Source organism: Marinobacter sp. F4216 (genome assembly GCF_019931195.1).
GTDB classification, from domain to species: domain Bacteria; phylum Pseudomonadota; class Gammaproteobacteria; order Pseudomonadales; family Oleiphilaceae; genus Marinobacter; species Marinobacter suaedae.
Genome location: NZ_JAIOUO010000002.1, coordinates 330,784 through 346,915 on the forward strand (window position 1 = coordinate 330,784; position 16,132 = coordinate 346,915).

Sequence of the window (16,132 nt, forward strand, 5' to 3'; positions counted from 1 at the left end):
CCTATTTTTGTTTTAAGAATTCGTATTACTACTCCCATATCTGGTTTGGAGCAGGGTCAATGGAAAACCTGGAACAACTGGTTCAGGACGGTTTGGCTGCGGTAGAGAACGCAGACAGCCTGCAGGCGCTTGATCAAATTCGTGTTGAGTACCTGGGTAAAAAAGGTGTTATCACCCAGCAAGCCAAGACGCTGGGCAAGCTTTCTGCCGAAGAGCGTCCCGCTGCAGGCCAGAAAATCAATGAAGCCAAGGGCCAGGTTGAGCAGGCCATTAACGCCCGTCGTGCTGATCTGGAGCGCGTTGCCATTGAGCAAAAGCTGGCGAGTGAATCCATTGATGTCACTCTGCCGGGGCGTGGCCAGGATCTGGGTGGCTTACACCCGGTAACCCGTACCCTGCAGCGCATTGAGCAATTTTTTGCCCGCGCAGGCTATACCGTCGAGCAGGGGCCGGAAATCGAAGATGACTACCACAACTTCGAAGCACTGAACATTCCGGGGCATCATCCGGCCCGTGCCATGCACGATACCTTCTATTTCAATCCGGGAACGTTGCTCCGTACCCATACTTCTCCGGTCCAGATTCGAACCATGGAAGCGGGCAAACCGCCATTCCGGATGATTTGTCCGGGGCGCGTCTATCGCTGTGACTCCGACATGACTCACACGCCCATGTTCCATCAGGTCGAGGGCTTGCTGGTAGAGAAGAATGTCAGCTTCGCCGACCTGAAGAGCACAGTGGAAGAGTTCCTGCGGGTTTTCTTTGAGCGGGACCTGAAAGTCCGTTTCCGTCCTTCCTACTTCCCGTTCACCGAACCCTCTGCGGAAGTCGATATCGAGTGGGGTCGTGAGGCGGATGGTAGTATCAAGTGGCTGGAAGTGATGGGCTGCGGCATGGTGCATCCAAAAGTATTCGAGTATTGCGGTATTGATGCCGAGGAGTATCGCGGCTTCGCATTTGGTCTGGGCGTTGAGCGTCTGGCCATGCTGCGTTACGGCGTCAACGACCTGCGGATGTTCTTCGAGAACGATCTGCGTTTCCTGCGTCAGTTCCGTTAATCCGGCGCTATCAGGAATTCAAACCATCAGGCGAAACCGCATCAGAACAAGGCAACAAGCATGAAATTCAGTGAACAGTGGCTGCGCGAGTGGGTTAACCCGGAAATCGGTACCCAGGAATTGATGGACCAGGTCACCATGGCCGGTCTGGAAGTGGATGGCTTTGAGCCGGTGGCAGGCGACTTCAGTGGCGTGATCGTTGGTGAGGTGCTGAAGGTTGAGCCGCACCCGGATGCCGACAAGCTGCGTGTCTGCCAGGTGACCGATGGCCTGCAGACCATTCAGGTTGTATGTGGCGCGCCCAACGTGCGCGATGGTCTGAAAGTCCCGTTTGCCGTGGTAGGCGCGGTCCTGCCGGGCGATTTCAAAATCAAGAAGGCCAAGCTTCGTGGTCAGCCCTCTGAGGGTATGTTGTGCGCTGAGGCCGAGCTGGGTTTGTCGGATGCCAGCGATGGTCTGATGGAGTTGCCTTCGGATGCGCCGACTGGCCAGGATCTCCGCGAATACCTGCAGCTTAACGATGTCACGATTGATGTGGATCTGACTCCGAACCGCAGCGACTGTCTCTCTATCAAGGGTATCGCGCGGGAAGTGGGCGTATTGAATAGCCTGGTCGTCGAAGCGCCTGAATTCACTGCCGTTGAGGCCCAGCATTCCGAAGTGCCGGATATTCGTGTTGAGGACCCCGCTGGATGCCCGCGTTATCTGGGGCGAGTACTCCGTAACGTTAATCTTCAGGCCGAAACGCCCCTGTGGATGCGTGAAAAGCTGAGGCGGTGTGGTATTCGTTCTATTGATCCCGCTGTCGACGTAACAAACTACGTGATGCTGGAGCTTGGCCAGCCGATGCATGCCTTTGATCGCGAAGAGATCAAGGGCGGCATTGTTGTCCGCATGGCCCGGGCTGACGAAAAGCTGGTACTGCTGGACGGTCAGGAAGTACAGCTTACTGACCAGACGCTGGTCATTGCTGATCACGAGAAGCCCGTTGCGATTGCTGGCGTTATGGGCGGCGAACATTCCGGTGTCAGTGAAAAGACCCGGGACCTGGTGTTGGAGTCCGCCTATTTTGATCCGATTACCCTGGCGGGTAAGGCTCGTCACTATGGCCTCCATACAGATGCGTCTCACCGTTTCGAACGCGGCGTCGACTTCAAGCTGGCGCGAGATGCGATGGAGCGTGCTACCAGGCTTTTGATGGATATCGTAGGGGGTGAGCCGGGTGAGATCGTCGAGGTGCTGAGCAGCGACTGCTTGCCTGACGATGTGGTTGTGGACCTGCGATCCGACCGCCTGGCGAGCGTTCTTGGCTTGGAGATTGACCGCACAACGGTTGAGGAAATCCTGACTCGCCTGGGCCTTCATATCGACAAGCTGCTCAAGAACGGCTGGCGGGTGAGTGTGCCAAGCTACCGCCCGGATATCTCTATTGAGGAAGATCTCATTGAAGAAGTTGGCCGGATTTTTGGTTACAACAACCTGCCGGTGACCGAGCCCGAAGGCTCGCTGGGGCTCCGCCCTGAGGAAGAGGCAAAGCGCCCGGTATCGCTGATTCGAAATTTCTTTGTCGATCAGGGTTACCAGGAAGCAATTACCTACAGCTTTGTGGATCCCAAAGTACAGGAGCTGGTTGATCCGAAGCGCGATGGCATAGCGCTCGCGAACCCGATTTCCTCCGACCTGTCCGTCATGCGGACCACTCTTTGGAGTGGGCTTCTGAAGACGGTCGCCTACAACCAGAATCGCCAGCAATCCCGTATTCGCCTGTTCGAGACAGGTCTCCGTTTTGAAAAGGATGATCAGCGTATTGATCAGCAGCCAATGCTGGCCGGCGTTGTGGTTGGGGGGCAGTATCCGGAAAACTGGGTAAACGGTCGCAGAGCGGCGGACTTTTTCGATGTAAAAGGCGAGCTGGAAAGCCTGTTCCGTGTGCTCGGCATTGAGGTGCAGTTTGTATCCGGAAGCCATCCGGCTCTCCATCCGGGCCAGACAGCCGAACTGATGCGCGACGGGGAGCATGTTGGCTGGCTGGGCACACTGCACCCGCAAGTGCAGAAAAAACTTGAACTTAATGGCACGGTGCTGATGTTTGAGCTATTCTTGGATTCAATCGCCACTGGATATGTGCCTAATTTCAAAGAAATTTCAAAATTCCCTGAAGTTCGTCGGGATTTGGCTATCATTATCGGAAGTGACGTGGCATTTGCCGACGTAGAGCGTGTAGCCAGAAAACACGCCGGAGAATGCCTGACGGATTTGCGTGCGTTTGATGTCTACGAGGGCGAGAGTATCGGTGAGGGAAATCGAAGCCTTGCGCTCAGTCTGTTCTGGCAGCACCCCAAACGCACACTTAACGAGGATGAAGTGCATTCGCTCTTCAACGGCGTTATTGACGCGCTGAAACAAGAGCTGGGGGCAACACTAAGGAGCTGAGACATGGCGGCGTTAACGAAAGCGGACATGGCAGAGCGTTTGTACGAGGAGTTAGGTCTCAACAAGCGGGAAGCCAAAGAAATGGTGGAAGCTTTTTTTGACGAGATCAGAGACGCACTCAGCCACAACGAACAGGTGAAGTTGTCCGGGTTCGGCAACTTCGACCTGCGCGATAAAAAACAGAGACCGGGACGGAACCCGAAAACTGGGGAAGAGATTCCCATCAGCGCACGCCGCGTGGTGACCTTCCGGCCGGGACAGAAACTGAAGCAGAAAGTGGAAGCCTATGCTGGAACCGAGTCATAACAACGAGCTCCCTGCGATCCCAGGAAAACGCTACTTCACGATTGGTGAAGTAGCGGATTTGTGTGCGGTAAAAGCCCATGTATTGCGCTATTGGGAGCAGGAGTTTCCGCAGCTATCGCCGGTCAAGCGGAGAGGTAACCGGCGCTATTATCAGCGTGCGGATGTGATTACCATTCGCCAGATTCGGAGCCTGCTTTACGAGCAGGGCTACACGATCGGTGGTGCGAAGCAGAAGCTCAGTAGCAGCGAGGCCAAAGAAGATACCTCCCAGTACAGGCAGTTGATCAAGCAGATGATCGCCGAGCTGGAAGAGGTCCTAGATGTGCTTAACGCGCCTGCGAGCTGACACTTTGCCAGCACAAAAAAGCCGAAGCGAGGTCAATCGCTTCGGCTTTTTTGTATCTGAAAATCGACGTTAAGTTCAGATGGTGCGGTTGATGACGTTATCAGCAGTGTCGGGCCAGGAGTTGTTTGTAGTGCTGTAACTGATTCGAGCTGGGTCGCAAGTTGTAGGTCTTGATCAGCCTCACAAACCTGCTCACATACTGGCACTGGCCCTGAGGTGGCAGCCATTGTTCCGGTCCCTTTGCACCCTTCTGCCGGTTCAGAGAGAGCTCGACACTCCACAGGTTATTCATGTCGTTGGCGAAGGTTTCCCTCTTCGCCTCGCTCCAGTCTTTTGCTCCGTGCTCCCATGCCCATTTCAGTGGCACCACGTGATCGATGTCTATGTCTGAAGCGTTCTGTATCACCTGGCCGGTAAACGGGCTGATCCAGCGGCCGGATGCCACCCGGCATCTTCGTGGATCCGAGAATCGGACACGGCTAGTCGAAGAGGCGATGAGAGCTTCTGCGCGGCTGTTCTGGCAGTCGCCGTCGGTATCATCCCAGCCATGCCCGAACTTCTTGCGTTCGTATCCCGTTTCGAGCGTGACAGGACTCCGGGCGCTCATTCCCCTTGGCAATCTCCCTCCGCTCGCCAGACAGGCATTCAGGGATTCAAACCCGGTGAACGATTTGGTTCTTGAGTAGTGTGCGCTTTCAGGTGGGTGGCAGATGCCTGAGCCGGATTTTTTAACCAATTCTGCCGCGCTGGGCGAATGGGAGCCGAGCAACAGGCATACCGCAAATAAAGCCGACACTGACCGGCTAAACAACATTTGCATGGTGAAGCTGCTCTAAAGGACTGAGTTTGAATAAAAAGCACGGAGAGTATTGCAGACGACCGGTCGGAGCCGAGTCGGGCTTTTGTTGGGATTTTGTCAGTGTTCGTAAGAAGGCGGCGGGACAGAGAGTGGTATGCTGTCAGCGGAAAATCGGACAAGCCCGTTTAGAGAGTTGGCGGTTTTTCAGGGTAAAAGAAAAAGGGAGAAAAATGGTCGGGACGGCAGGATTTGAACCTGCGACCACCTGCACCCCATACAGGTGCGCTACCAGGCTGCGCTACGCCCCGACACACGCTGGGCCATGGAGAACCGGACGGTTTCCTCACTGGCTTAGCGGGAGCGAAGTCTACACCAGGCTCGGGAAAAAATAAACAGGGATTTGAACGAGCGTTGAGGGCTATTTTTAGAGGGCGTTAAAACGACTGGAAGTCATTGTGAGATCCGGACTTTCTAGAATGTGTCCATGGTCTATGCTGATATCGAGGTTTTGACGATGTGCGCCGTTTTGATATTTAGATGTCAAAGCAATATCATGACGCGCTTGTAACGTTTGAATGCCGAAACAAAACAGGACTTATCCAACCAAGGAGACTTCGAACGTGGGCGAAGTAGTCAAAGACGAATATCAAACGGATTACGTCGCGGGCCAGGATAATATCCATCCCCTCGGTCTCGACATTCATGCACCGGTGTTTCCGATTACGGCAATTCTGGTGATTCTTTTCGTGGTAGGAACGATGATGTTCCCCGCTGAGTCGAAATCCATGCTGGATGGTGCCAAGTGGGACATCATTGCTACCTTTGACTGGTTTTTCCTCCTCAGCGCCAACATTTTTGTGGTGGTCTGCCTGGCATTGATTTTCATGCCTGTGGGAAAAATCCGAATCGGTGGAATGGACGCCAAACCAGAGTTTTCAACGATGTCCTGGTTCGCCATGCTGTTCGCAGCGGGCATGGGCATTGGCCTGATGTTCTGGGCGGTCGCGGAACCGGTGGCCTATTACACGGGCTGGTATGAGACCCCGTTTAACGTGGAGGCGAACACGCCTGAAGCGGCTGATATGGCCATGGGCGCGACCATGTATCACTGGGGGCTGCACCCTTGGGCGATCTATGCGGTGGTGGCGCTGTCCCTGGCGTTCTTTGCGTATAACAAGAACATGCCGCTGACCATTCGCTCTGCGTTTTTCCCGCTTCTGAAAGACAGGGTGTGGGGTTGGCCCGGGCACATTATCGATGTGCTTGCGGTGGTCGCCACCATCTTCGGCTTGGCAACGTCTCTCGGGTTTGGCGCCCAACAGGCTGCATCCGGGCTGAATTATTTGTTTGATGTCTCAGCCGGCGTAAATGTCCAGATGGCCATTATCGTTGGCGTCACCGCGCTTGCCCTGATTTCCGTTTTGCGAGGCCTGGACGGCGGTGTGAAGGTGCTCAGTAACATCAACATGGGTCTGGCGGCCCTGCTTCTGTTTTTCATTGTCTTCGCGGGTCAGACAATGGTGATTCTGGAAACCCTGTTCGTCACCTCTGCAAGCTACGTGGCGAATGTCGTCCCGTTGAGTAACCCGTTTGGCCGCGAAGACGAAGCCTGGTTCCAGGGCTGGACTGTCTTTTACTGGGCATGGTGGATTTCCTGGTCACCGTTCGTCGGAATGTTTATTGCCCGGGTCTCCCGTGGCCGGACCGTGCGTGAATTTGTCACGGCTGTGCTGATTATCCCAACGCTAATTACCGTTTTGTGGATGAGCGGGTTTGGTGGCTCGGCTCTGGAACAAATCCGTGATGGTGTTGGTGCGCTGGCAGAAAACGGGTTAACCGACGTATCACTGGCGATGTTCCAGATGTTCGAGAACCTGCCGCTTACGGGCATCATCTCCTTTGTCGGTATTATTCTGGTGCTGGTGTTCTTCGTAACCTCGTCGGATTCAGGCTCTCTGGTGATTGACAGCATCACAGCCGGCGGCAAAACCGACGCGCCGACTTCTCAGCGGGTATTCTGGGTTGTTATGGAAGGCGCGATTGCCGCTGCCCTGATCTTCGGTGGTGGCGAAGACGCTCTTGGAGCCATTCAGGCAACGGCAATCAGTGCAGGCCTGCCGTTCACGGCGATACTGCTGGTGATGACCTGGGGGCTTTTGAAGGGGCTTGCTCACGAGCGCAAGCTGCTGATAGCCAAAGGCGAACTATAAAGAAAGTGAGCTGTAGAGAAAAAAGCCGGGATTCGTCCCGGCTTTTTTGTTGCCTGTTCAGGAAGTGGCGAAGCTTTCCATGGCGTACTCGGCCCGATCCTGTGGGGTGAAGTGAGGGCGTTTAAGGTCCTCAATGGTTCTGAGTCTGGGGAGCAGACCGCGTCCATTGGCCATCTGGATGGCCAGGCCGGGGCGGGCGTTAAGCTCCAGAAGCAAGGGCCCTTCGTTGGCATCCACCACCAGGTCTACACCCATGTATCCGAGCCCGGTGGCTTCATAACAGCGGGATGCCATTTCCAGCATCTGATCCCATGCCTCGATCCGGATGTTCTCAATGGCCAGGCCGGTATCCGGGTGCAGGGTCACGGGTCGGTTAAACTGAACCGCGTTCAGGCTCCTGCCCGTACCGATGTCCAGGCCAACCCCGATAGCACCCTGATGAAGATTGGCCTTGCCGTCAGACGCCTTTGTGGCCAGTCGCAGCATCGCCATTACAGGGTACCCCCGGAACACAACAATCCGTATATCCGGTACACCCTGGTAGGAATACTTGGCCAGTGCCGGCGAGGATTCCACGAGGCTTTCCACTATGGCTACATCGGGCGTGCCGGCCAAAGAATACAGGCCGGCCAGAATGTTGGTCAGGTGGCGCTGAAGCTCGGTGCTGCCAATACGGGCGCCGGAGGCTTTAACGTAGTTGTCCTGGTCACGGCCGGTAATGACCGTAATGCCTTTTCCACCCGAGCCCTTGGCCGGTTTGATCGCAAAGCCACCCAGGTCCTCTGCCATCTCGCGGAAATGGGAAATTTCATGTTGTTGCTGAACCACCTGCAGCAGCTTCGGGGTTTTGACGCCGTATTCGGCTACCGCCAGTTTGGTTTTTAGCTTGTTGTCGACGAGCGGATAAGCCGAGCGCTCGTTGTATCGGGCAATGTAGTCCACATTGCGCCGGTTCATATTGAGCATACCAAGCCTGTTCAGGCGCCCCGGGGAAATCCAGCCCATGTCAGTCGTAGGCCTTCATCGGGGTGAAGCGCACGAGCTCGCTGAGCTTGTAACCGGTGTACTGTCCCATCAGGAGAATGAGTCCGAGAATGGTCAGGTGCAGTTCCGGGAAGTTGAACGTCAGGTGACCCGCCAGGGGAGCGCTCATGGCGAGGTACGCACAGATGGCGACAAACAGGCTTCCGGCACCCTGGACAATGACCTCCCGGGCACCTTCCTCTTCCCAAAGGATTGACATGCGCTCAATGGTCCAGGCAATGATCACCATTGGGAAGAAGGTGACGGTCATCCCGGTATTGAAGCCCATTTGATAGCCAATGATGCTGAGCCCTGCGGTAATAAAGATAACCAGTATAATGAGGGCAGAGATTCGCGAAACAAGCAGCAGATTCAGGCTGGAGAGGTAGCCCCGCATCACCAGGCCAATGCTGACCACCGACAAAAAGGCGATCAGTCCGGGAATCAGAGTGGTTTGTACAAAGGCCACCGCAATCAGCACGGGCATGAAGGTGCCCGAGGTTCGAATTCCGATCACGATTCGCATGAAGGCAACAATCAACGCACCAAGGGGCAACAACAGCAGCATGCGGAACATGCTTTGCTCTTCAATCGGCAGTTCGTAGAAGCTGATGAGACCGAGACCGTTGGTCTTGAGTTCCATGGTCATTAACTGCAGGGCCGGAACGGTTTGCCGGAGCATGGAAAAGCTGACTTCCGAGTTGTCACCGCCAACGACGTCGAGAAGGGAAGCGGAGCCCTGGCGCCAGAGCAGAAGGTTATCCGGAATTCCCTGAGCGGCGGTTTCCGGGTCAAAGGTGAGCCATTGATCGCCGTCGTATATTTGCAGGAACGGCATCAGCGATTGCCGGCGCCGGGCATCTCTGAGCTTGAGGCCGTCTGCGGTTCTGGCCGGAATGCCTGAATGGTTGAGCATGTCGACCAGCAGGTCGAGATAATCCTCATCCGTTACCAGGAGTGTGGTGTTCTGGGTTCTCGTGTCCGGCTGCATCAGGCGGATCAGTTCGCGGGTCATGCTTTCCGGTGTGCTGGAACGCTCCTCTGCCTGTGCCAGAATTTCCTGAACGGCGGTGGCCTCCGGCTCTTCCCAGAATACCCGGCGCGCTTTCGGCTCCCGCTTTGGGCTTGGGCTTTGGGCGGTATCGTCTGGGATAAACTGAGCCTTGAAGTACAGCGTTTGCGGGCCCGTGACAAGCCGCTTGGTCCATTCGGCTCGTCGACTACCGGATTTTTCCAGAATGGAAAAACCATAGCCGGGTGACGCCGCCTGCTCGCTCAGTATGCGAAATCCTGGCGGCTGGTCTGGAACGTGCAGGCTGGCAACGACGGGTTCATCATTGCCATCGAAATCGATGCGGGCCTCGATCATCCATACCGGTCGCTGTTCCCCGGCAAGCCAGGGGATGCCGAGTTCAAGGTGCCGCCATACGGCCAGTACGATTCCGGCTGCGATCAGAAGAAAAACACCAATAAAAAACGGCAGGCGTGATCGAGAGGTCACGAGTCGTTCCTGTTGTTGAGAATAGATTCCGGTAATTCGGTGGCAAACTCCCTGCCTATATCGATCAACATGACGTCGCGAAGGATATTGCGGCCTATCAATACTTCGTAGGTCAGGTCTGCCCGGTCCGTCAAGGTAAACTCAGCCACTTGTTGGTGATCGCCAATGGCGAACTGCAGTTCCACCACCAGAAGGCGCTCGGCATCCGCGGCACTCGCCTGGAAGACTTTCACCCGTCTCGCCACTTCTTTTTCCAGGGTGACCAGTTCGTCGGTGCCGGGGATGGGAACATCAAAACGCACCCAGTTATTGCCGTCCCGTTCGAAGCGGGTGATGTTGCGGGCATCAAGGGACGAGGTTTCCGCGCCGCTGTCGATGCGTGCGGTGTACACCTGCCTTGGCTCCGCGATATAAATTTTTTCAAGTTCACCAACAATGAGCTTGCCTTGAAGGCGCTCAGACAGCTGTCTGGATGCATCTGTGGCCGGGCAAATTTTCTCTGGTCTTAGCGGTGGGCACCGTGGCTTCTCTACCTGGGTCTGGATGGCTTCGAGAATAACGCGGGTAGACTCTTCATGCTGCTCAACGGTTTTTTCGTGTCGGATACTGGCATTGTTTTCCATGGTCACCAGAGTGACCCGCTGAGTCTGAATGGAGCTGCTCAGCTCATTCATATCCTGTTTCGGCACCATCAGATACCGGTTAAAAGAGCAGCCTGCGAGCATGATAACCATGCCCAAGGTCAGCAAAACCTGACGGAACGGGAGGTTAGCCCGCATCGGTCGTAAGCTCATCAAATACCCCTGAGATGGCAGCCGGTCACGCCGAAGGCAAAAACTGCGCGGCGATCAGAATGAGTGTAACTGAAGGTATGTGGAGCTGAAGTATACAACAAGCAACGTGTGACGTTACTTTACGGAAGGTTAAATGGAATAAATTTTGCCAAAGTAATCGGAAGGCCAGACCGGCTAGCGTGGGAAAAGAGGGCCCTTTCCAAGCATTGTTTCACTGCGCAGGAACTCCTGCACAGCTGGGGAGCAGTTCAGGTAAAAGAGAAGGAGTTCACGCTGGACATCCTGGTCCTGTATGCGTGCCGCATAGCCAATGAGTTCCCGTATGGCCTGATTGCTGCCTTGCCTGCGCTCGGGGGCGTAGGTTTTGCCATAGCGGGTTTTGAGCAACGCGGTCAGGCGTTCAAGATGAAATTCACCGGTATGGGTGATATGCGGCCAGATATTAAAACCGTCTGAACACTGACCGCCATCGCCGAAGCTGCAGGAGTTTTCAAAGTCAGGGGTGCCGCATTCAGGGGTGGTGATGTCGTTTCCCAGTTTTCTCCAAAGCTCTTTGAACATTTTCCGCAGTCCATTATTGATTGTTCACAGTCGCCCGATGACCGCCTACCTGCATCTGTCACCGGATGGGAACGACGTAATAACGTTTTAGACGATCTTACGTACTGCGTCCATGGCCGGATCCGGTGGATTGGTTGTTTTGCCACCTAGTCGAGATCTGGGCCGTGATCTGCAACGGTTTATGGTCGCGGGGCGCGAAATCTGGGAAGCGGATGCGGTAGACTGATAGTTTAATCAAAGGGTCTGATTTACAGGCCAAAAGTTCCCGATTTCAGGAGTAAATGAAGTGCCAGAAGCGGTCGCCGGATGGATTGTCTCAAACCCACAGTGGATGGCAGGGTTCAGCTTGCTTGCCGCGTTTCTGGTAATCGTTCTGGCAGTGCTGCTGTTCCGGACGAAGGCGCTCGGGCGCAACCTGGCCACTGAGCTGGCGGAGCAGCGAGGTTTGCTCAAGCAGGCAGAGGTTGAACTACAGGATGCTCATCATCAGCGGGCGCTGGATCAGCAGCACGCAGAGCACCTCCAACAGACCCTGAATGAGCAGCACGAACGGATAAGCCGGTTTGAGCGAGACATTGAGCAATGGCGGCAGCGTTCGACCACTCTTGAAACCCGCGTTGCCAGCCTGGAATCCGATCTGGAAAGTCGTAAACGCCGCTCAGAGGAGCTGGAGAACGATTACGGCAGCCAGAAGGCGAGGACTGACCAGCTGGGGCAGGAATTGCACGATGCCCGGGTCGCACTGCGTGAGCAGGAGGTTACGCTCGACAAGGAACGCCGTGCCACGACGGAGAAACTTGAATTGCTTGAGCGCAACCGTGATGCCCTGAAGCAGGAATTCGAGAATCTGGCGAACAAGATCTTCGAGCAGAAGAGTGAGCGGTTCAGCCAGCAGACACGGACCAGTCTGGATACCCTGCTGAATCCATTCCGGGACCAGTTGCAGGACTTCCGCAAGCGGGTAGAGGATGTATACACCACTGAAACCCGGGATCGGCAGGCCCTCAGAAGCGAAATCAAATCCCTGCAGGAACTGAATCGGCAGATCACCGAAGAAGCCTCCAATCTCACCAAAGCCCTCAAGGGCGACAAGAAGATTCAGGGCAACTGGGGTGAGTTGATTCTGGAGCGGGTGCTGGAGAAATCCGGTCTGCGCAAGGGCGAGGAATACGAAACCCAGGGCAGCTACCGGGATGGGGACAATCAGTTACTTCGACCGGATGTGGTGGTGCATCTGCCGGATGATCGAAACCTGATCATTGATTCCAAGGTATCCCTGCTGGCGTATCAGAAATGGGTGAACGAAACCGAAGAGGACGTTCGCGCTCTTGCGTTGAAGGAGCATGTCGATGCCGTGCGCAATCACATCCGAACCCTCAGCGAGAAGGACTACAGCCAGCTCAACGGACTTCGCTCGCCGGATTTTGTGTTGCTGTTCATGCCCATCGAGCCGGCGTTCGTCGCTGCGTTTCAGCAGGACGAGAACTTATTCGCAGAAGCCTTTGAGCGAAAGATTATCGTGGTAACACCGACCACATTGCTGGCCACGCTCAGAACCATCGAAAACATCTGGCGCTACGAGCGGCAAAGCCAGAATGCTCGACGTATTGCAGATCGGGCCGGCGCAGTCTATGACAAACTAAGGGTGTTTGTGGAAGCGATGGAGAAACTGGGCAGTCAGTTGCAGACGGCCCAGGGTACCTACGATTCGGCAATGAACACTCTGACCCGGGGCAAGGGGAATCTGATTTCGCAAGCCAACCGGTTTGTCGAGTTGGGGGTAAGGGTCAAAAAGGAGTTGCCAAAGTCGGTCACTGAACGCTCCGATGTGGATATCGGCGACAGTGAGCCGGAGGCAGACTCTGCCGAGGAAGAACAACAAGAAGCGCAGGCAATCAGCGCAGATAATCAGCAGGAGTGAATGTCATGGCTGTAGGGAATCGAAAACATCGTCACCCGCTTCGGGGCCTGGTTCTGGTGTCCGCTTTAATGGCAGGGCAGGCGTTTGCGCTGGCGCCGGAGCATGAGGTGCGCCGCCTGATGCTGGCAACCGAGGAGGCGGTCGCGTCCGAGAACTGGGGCGAGGCCGGTGAGTACCTGAACCGCCTGCAACAGCTCGAAGGCAACAAGCCTGCCGACTACTTTTACTTTCGTGGCCTGGTGATGTACCAGGCTACACACCTGAATGAAGCCCAATCCGCGCTTGAGACCTACGTTGATAACGCTGGCTCAGAGGGGGATCACTATCAGGAAGCTCTGAAGCTGATCACCGACGTGGAAAAAGCCCGTAAAGAGACCCCGCCAAGGGCTCCCGGTGCAGCTGACGGAGTCAAGGTGGCCGTTATCGAGCCTGCTGGCGGCCAGACACTCAACTCTCTGCGTGATCTTTACCTCGTGGATACGGATCGTGAAGCCCTAGTCATGCACCTGAACAGCCTTCTGGAAGTAGCCGGCTGGCGCGAAGATCAGACCATTGTGAAAGTGGATCAGCCCGCCGATGTGGAATACCGGGTAGGGGCCAGTACCGACGCCGTCAGTATCCAGGAGATTCGCCGGAGCAGCGATGATCAGGTGGTTCGCAAAGCCGAGTCACTGCCGGTGTTCGGGGTGAACCCGCAGATTGAGTGGGGCTGTGAGTCCATGGCCGGTGCCTGCTGGGTTTACGATCCGCGCGATCGTTCCCGCTTGCTCCAGCTGTCTGCGGACCGGGATCAGGCCCGCGAAATCGCCCGCACCCTGGGCCAGCTGATCCGCACCCTGCAAACGCCAACGGGTTCCTGACGGCCGGTCAGTCAGATAGATTGCCGCGTTCACCTTCCCGGTACGCACCGGGGGTGACGCCGGTCCATTTCTTGAAAGCCCGATGAAAGGTTGATGGCTCGGTGAACCCCACCATGCCGGCAATCTCGTTAATCGGCAGTTCCTGCCGGCCCAGGTAGTAAATCGCCATATCCCGCCTCAGCAAATCCTTGATCTCCTGAAACGAAGTATTTTCCTGTTTCAGCCGGCGTCTCAGCGTCTGGGGACTGGTGTGAAGCTCTGCGGCTATCCATTCAAAGTCCGGCATGGGGCTGGAAAAATCCCGGCCGATCAGTGCCCGGATGCGACCGGTGAACGTATTGCTTTCATCTGGCCGGGACAGCAAGTCCGCCGGGGATGTTTTCAGAAACTGCATCATTTCCGACTTGTCGCGAATGACCGGAGCAGACAAAAAACGGGGGTCGAAGGTGAGGGCGGTGTGTTCCGAATCGAACCTGAGCGGGCAATGAAAGATGTGGCGATACTCGTCGGCGTGCTCCGGTTTCGGGTAGCTGAACTCTGCACGGGTGAGTTCAACCGGCTGGCCGATCAGCCAGCTGCCAAGACGGTGCCATATCACCAACAGGCTTTCACGAAGGAAATAGTGAGGATCGTGGAGCTTCCCCTCAATGCGCGTCATGAGTTTTGCCTGATCGCCCTCGACGGTGAGCTCCATCGCGATCATCGGCTCGAACAGGCGGGAGAACTGGTACGCCCGGTGGTAGACAGCTTCCAGGGTGGGGCAGTCGATCACCAGTGCACACATGGTAGCGAACGTGCCCACCCGGGCTTTACGGGGGCCCATGCCCATACACTCGTCGTCCAGCTGGTTCCAGATCACTCGCATCAGTCTACTGAACTGGTCGCTGCTCACCCGCGCCATATCGATTTTGAGCAGGTCGGGCGAAATCCCGGCTTCCCGAAGTAGCTGGTTCGTATCAAAACCTCGCGACTGCGACCCAACCATAGCCGCCTGAACGAAATGCTTTGATACCGTAAGGTTGGACATACCACGCGCCAAAGTGTGAAAACGAAACCCATCATAAGGCCCTGAAAAAACAATGCAATGACCATTCGGACTGGGGATTGGAAGATTCGGCCACCCGAGTTGAACGCTCTGGTCGTTGGCCCGAAAGGGGAAAGTGGGCAGCATGAAATATTCAACAGAGATACAAGCCTGCAAGACAAGGAGACAACGATGGCTGGCCCGTTAAGCTCACTGAAAGTGCTGGATTTCAGTACCCTGTTGCCGGGCCCATACGCCACGATGATGCTGGCAGATATGGGCGCAGAGGTGCTGCGGGTAGAGGCGCCGGACAGGGTGGATCTGGCCAAGATTATGCCGCCATTTGATGGAAAGTTCGCAACCACTTTCTCGTACCTCAGCCGGGGCAAGCAGACGATTCAGCTGAACCTGAAGGAGCCCGATGCGGTGGCCTGCGTCAAGGAACTGGTGCAGGACTACGACATCGTGGTGGAACAGTTCAGGCCCGGGGTGATGGATCGCCTGGGCATCGGATACGAGGTGCTCAGGGAACTCAATCCTGGACTGATCTACTGCGCCATTACCGGTTATGGCCAGACCGGCCCTTACCGGGACAGGGCAGGCCACGACATCAACTACCTGGCACTTTCTGGCGTGGCCAGTCATTGCGGCCGAGCCGACAGCGGCCCTCCGCCTTTGGGTATTCAGGTGGCGGATGTGGCGGGTGGTTCGCACCACGCTGTCATGGGCATTCTTGCCGCGGTTATCCAGCGACAGAAAACCGGTCAGGGCAGCTTTGTGGATATCAGCATGACCGATGCGGCCTTTGCTATGAACGCCATGGCGGGAGCTGCCTGTTTGGCCGGAGGGCAGGAACAGGTCCGGGAGGGAGCACTGCTCAACGGTGGCTCTTTCTACGACTACTACCAGACCAGCGATGGCCGTTGGCTCTCCATAGGCAGCCTGGAGCCCCAGTTTTCCGCCCGGTTGCTGGACACGCTTGGCTTAAGTGAAATGAAGAGCTTTGCGTTGAGCCAAAACCCCGAGCATCAGCAGGCCCTGAAAGCCGCTCTGGCAGAAAAAATTGCGCAGAAGAGCCTGTCCCAGTGGCAAGACATCTTTAGGGATCAGGACGCCTGTGTGGAGCCGGTGCTGAGCATATCAGAGGCCGCAGAGCATCCGCAGTTGAAGGCGAGAGGAATGGTGGTTGAGGTGGACCGTGGGGATGGGACGCTGCAGCCCCAGTTGGGTTGCGCCATACGAATTAGTTAGGTCTATAGAGTTCGTATAAAAGTAAGGCCTTTAAGTAGTGTCTTA

The 16,132-nt window shown here is 55.8% G+C and carries 14 protein-coding genes and 1 tRNA gene; 8 read left to right on the forward strand and 7 right to left on the reverse strand.

Annotated features, from left to right (window positions below):
* Positions 1–59: 59 nt before the first annotated feature.
* Genes pheS through K8I84_RS02090 form a run of 4 tightly spaced genes read left to right on the forward strand, consistent with a single transcriptional unit; the run spans position 60 to position 4,143 of the window.
* Entirely contained in the window at positions 60–1,058 is a 999-nt protein-coding gene (gene pheS, locus K8I84_RS02075; protein ID WP_223793066.1) for a phenylalanine--tRNA ligase subunit alpha, read from the forward strand.
* A 60-nt stretch (positions 1,059–1,118) separates the two neighbouring features.
* Entirely contained in the window at positions 1,119–3,491 is a 2,373-nt protein-coding gene (gene pheT, locus K8I84_RS02080; RefSeq protein WP_223793067.1) for a phenylalanine--tRNA ligase subunit beta, read from the forward strand.
* Between the two features lie 3 nt (positions 3,492–3,494).
* Positions 3,495–3,797: an integration host factor subunit alpha gene (ihfA, locus tag K8I84_RS02085; protein WP_206642633.1), complete on the forward strand. Its 303-nt coding sequence runs from the start codon at positions 3,495–3,497 to the stop codon at positions 3,795–3,797.
* On the forward strand, positions 3,778–4,143 hold the full coding sequence (locus K8I84_RS02090; RefSeq protein WP_223793068.1) for a MerR family transcriptional regulator: 366 nt from the start codon (positions 3,778–3,780) through the stop codon (positions 4,141–4,143). The genes ihfA and K8I84_RS02090 overlap by 20 nt, the downstream gene beginning before the upstream one ends.
* A gap of 100 nt (positions 4,144–4,243) precedes the next feature.
* Here K8I84_RS02090 and K8I84_RS02095 read toward each other — a convergent pair whose 3' ends face one another.
* Complete coding sequence (locus K8I84_RS02095; protein WP_223793069.1) at positions 4,244–4,750, reverse strand: HNH endonuclease family protein; 507 nt, start codon at positions 4,748–4,750, stop codon at positions 4,244–4,246.
* 423 nt (positions 4,751–5,173) lie between these two features.
* Positions 5,174–5,250: transfer RNA gene (locus tag K8I84_RS02100), tRNA-Pro, on the reverse strand.
* Positions 5,251–5,562: 312 nt separating this feature from the next.
* On the opposite strand from K8I84_RS02100, the gene K8I84_RS02105 reads away from it, so the two are divergent.
* On the forward strand, positions 5,563–7,152 hold the full coding sequence (locus K8I84_RS02105; protein ID WP_223793070.1) for a BCCT family transporter: 1,590 nt from the start codon (positions 5,563–5,565) through the stop codon (positions 7,150–7,152).
* Positions 7,153–7,209: 57 nt separating this feature from the next.
* Here the strand turns inward: K8I84_RS02105 and K8I84_RS02110 are convergent, their stop codons facing one another.
* The 4 genes from K8I84_RS02110 to K8I84_RS02125 form a co-directional block, all read right to left on the reverse strand.
* Positions 7,210–8,157, reverse strand: coding sequence for an alpha-L-glutamate ligase-like protein (locus K8I84_RS02110; protein WP_223793071.1), 948 nt, complete (start codon positions 8,155–8,157; stop codon positions 7,210–7,212).
* Position 8,158: 1 nt separating this feature from the next.
* Positions 8,159–9,676, reverse strand: coding sequence for an inactive transglutaminase family protein (locus tag K8I84_RS02115; protein ID WP_223793072.1), 1,518 nt, complete (start codon positions 9,674–9,676; stop codon positions 8,159–8,161).
* Complete coding sequence (locus K8I84_RS02120) at positions 9,673–10,470, reverse strand: ATP-dependent zinc protease (protein ID WP_223793073.1); 798 nt, start codon at positions 10,468–10,470, stop codon at positions 9,673–9,675. Before K8I84_RS02120 ends, K8I84_RS02115 begins: the two co-directional genes overlap by 4 nt.
* Positions 10,471–10,644: 174 nt before the next feature.
* Positions 10,645–11,031: a hypothetical protein gene (locus tag K8I84_RS02125; RefSeq protein WP_223793074.1), complete on the reverse strand. Its 387-nt coding sequence runs from the start codon at positions 11,029–11,031 to the stop codon at positions 10,645–10,647.
* Positions 11,032–11,362: 331 nt separating this feature from the next.
* On the opposite strand from K8I84_RS02125, the gene rmuC reads away from it, so the two are divergent.
* Entirely contained in the window at positions 11,363–12,952 is a 1,590-nt protein-coding gene (gene rmuC, locus K8I84_RS02130) for a DNA recombination protein RmuC (protein ID WP_223793712.1), read from the forward strand.
* A 5-nt stretch (positions 12,953–12,957) separates the two neighbouring features.
* Positions 12,958–13,812: a hypothetical protein gene (locus K8I84_RS02135; RefSeq protein ID WP_223793075.1), complete on the forward strand. Its 855-nt coding sequence runs from the start codon at positions 12,958–12,960 to the stop codon at positions 13,810–13,812.
* 7 nt (positions 13,813–13,819) lie between these two features.
* On the opposite strand, the gene K8I84_RS02140 is transcribed toward K8I84_RS02135, so the two are convergent.
* Positions 13,820–14,839 (reverse strand): AraC family transcriptional regulator, encoded by a 1,020-nt coding sequence (locus tag K8I84_RS02140; protein WP_223793076.1) that lies wholly within the window; start codon positions 14,837–14,839, stop codon positions 13,820–13,822.
* A 189-nt stretch (positions 14,840–15,028) separates the two neighbouring features.
* Between K8I84_RS02140 and K8I84_RS02145 the strand changes: the two genes are divergently transcribed.
* Positions 15,029–16,087, forward strand: coding sequence for a CaiB/BaiF CoA transferase family protein (locus K8I84_RS02145; RefSeq protein ID WP_223793077.1), 1,059 nt, complete (start codon positions 15,029–15,031; stop codon positions 16,085–16,087).
* Positions 16,088–16,132: the final 45 nt, after the last annotated feature.

Coding starts and splice junctions, on each gene's coding strand:
- K8I84_RS02120 (WP_223793073.1), bottom strand. CDS start 10,470: ATGAGCTTACGACCGATGCGGGCTAACCTCCCGTTCCGTCAGGTTTTG.
- K8I84_RS02145 (WP_223793077.1), top strand. CDS start 15,029: ATGGCTGGCCCGTTAAGCTCACTGAAAGTGCTGGATTTCAGTACCCTG.
- rmuC (WP_223793712.1), top strand. CDS start 11,363: ATGGCAGGGTTCAGCTTGCTTGCCGCGTTTCTGGTAATCGTTCTGGCA.
- K8I84_RS02125 (WP_223793074.1), bottom strand. CDS start 11,031: ATGTTCAAAGAGCTTTGGAGAAAACTGGGAAACGACATCACCACCCCT.
- K8I84_RS02140 (WP_223793076.1), bottom strand. CDS start 14,839: ATGTCCAACCTTACGGTATCAAAGCATTTCGTTCAGGCGGCTATGGTT.
- K8I84_RS02110 (WP_223793071.1), bottom strand. CDS start 8,157: ATGGGCTGGATTTCCCCGGGGCGCCTGAACAGGCTTGGTATGCTCAAT.
- pheT (WP_223793067.1), top strand. CDS start 1,119: ATGAAATTCAGTGAACAGTGGCTGCGCGAGTGGGTTAACCCGGAAATC.
- ihfA (WP_206642633.1), top strand. CDS start 3,495: ATGGCGGCGTTAACGAAAGCGGACATGGCAGAGCGTTTGTACGAGGAG.
- K8I84_RS02135 (WP_223793075.1), top strand. CDS start 12,958: ATGGCTGTAGGGAATCGAAAACATCGTCACCCGCTTCGGGGCCTGGTT.
- K8I84_RS02090 (WP_223793068.1), top strand. CDS start 3,778: ATGCTGGAACCGAGTCATAACAACGAGCTCCCTGCGATCCCAGGAAAA.
- pheS (WP_223793066.1), top strand. CDS start 60: ATGGAAAACCTGGAACAACTGGTTCAGGACGGTTTGGCTGCGGTAGAG.
- K8I84_RS02095 (WP_223793069.1), bottom strand. CDS start 4,750: ATGAGCGCCCGGAGTCCTGTCACGCTCGAAACGGGATACGAACGCAAG.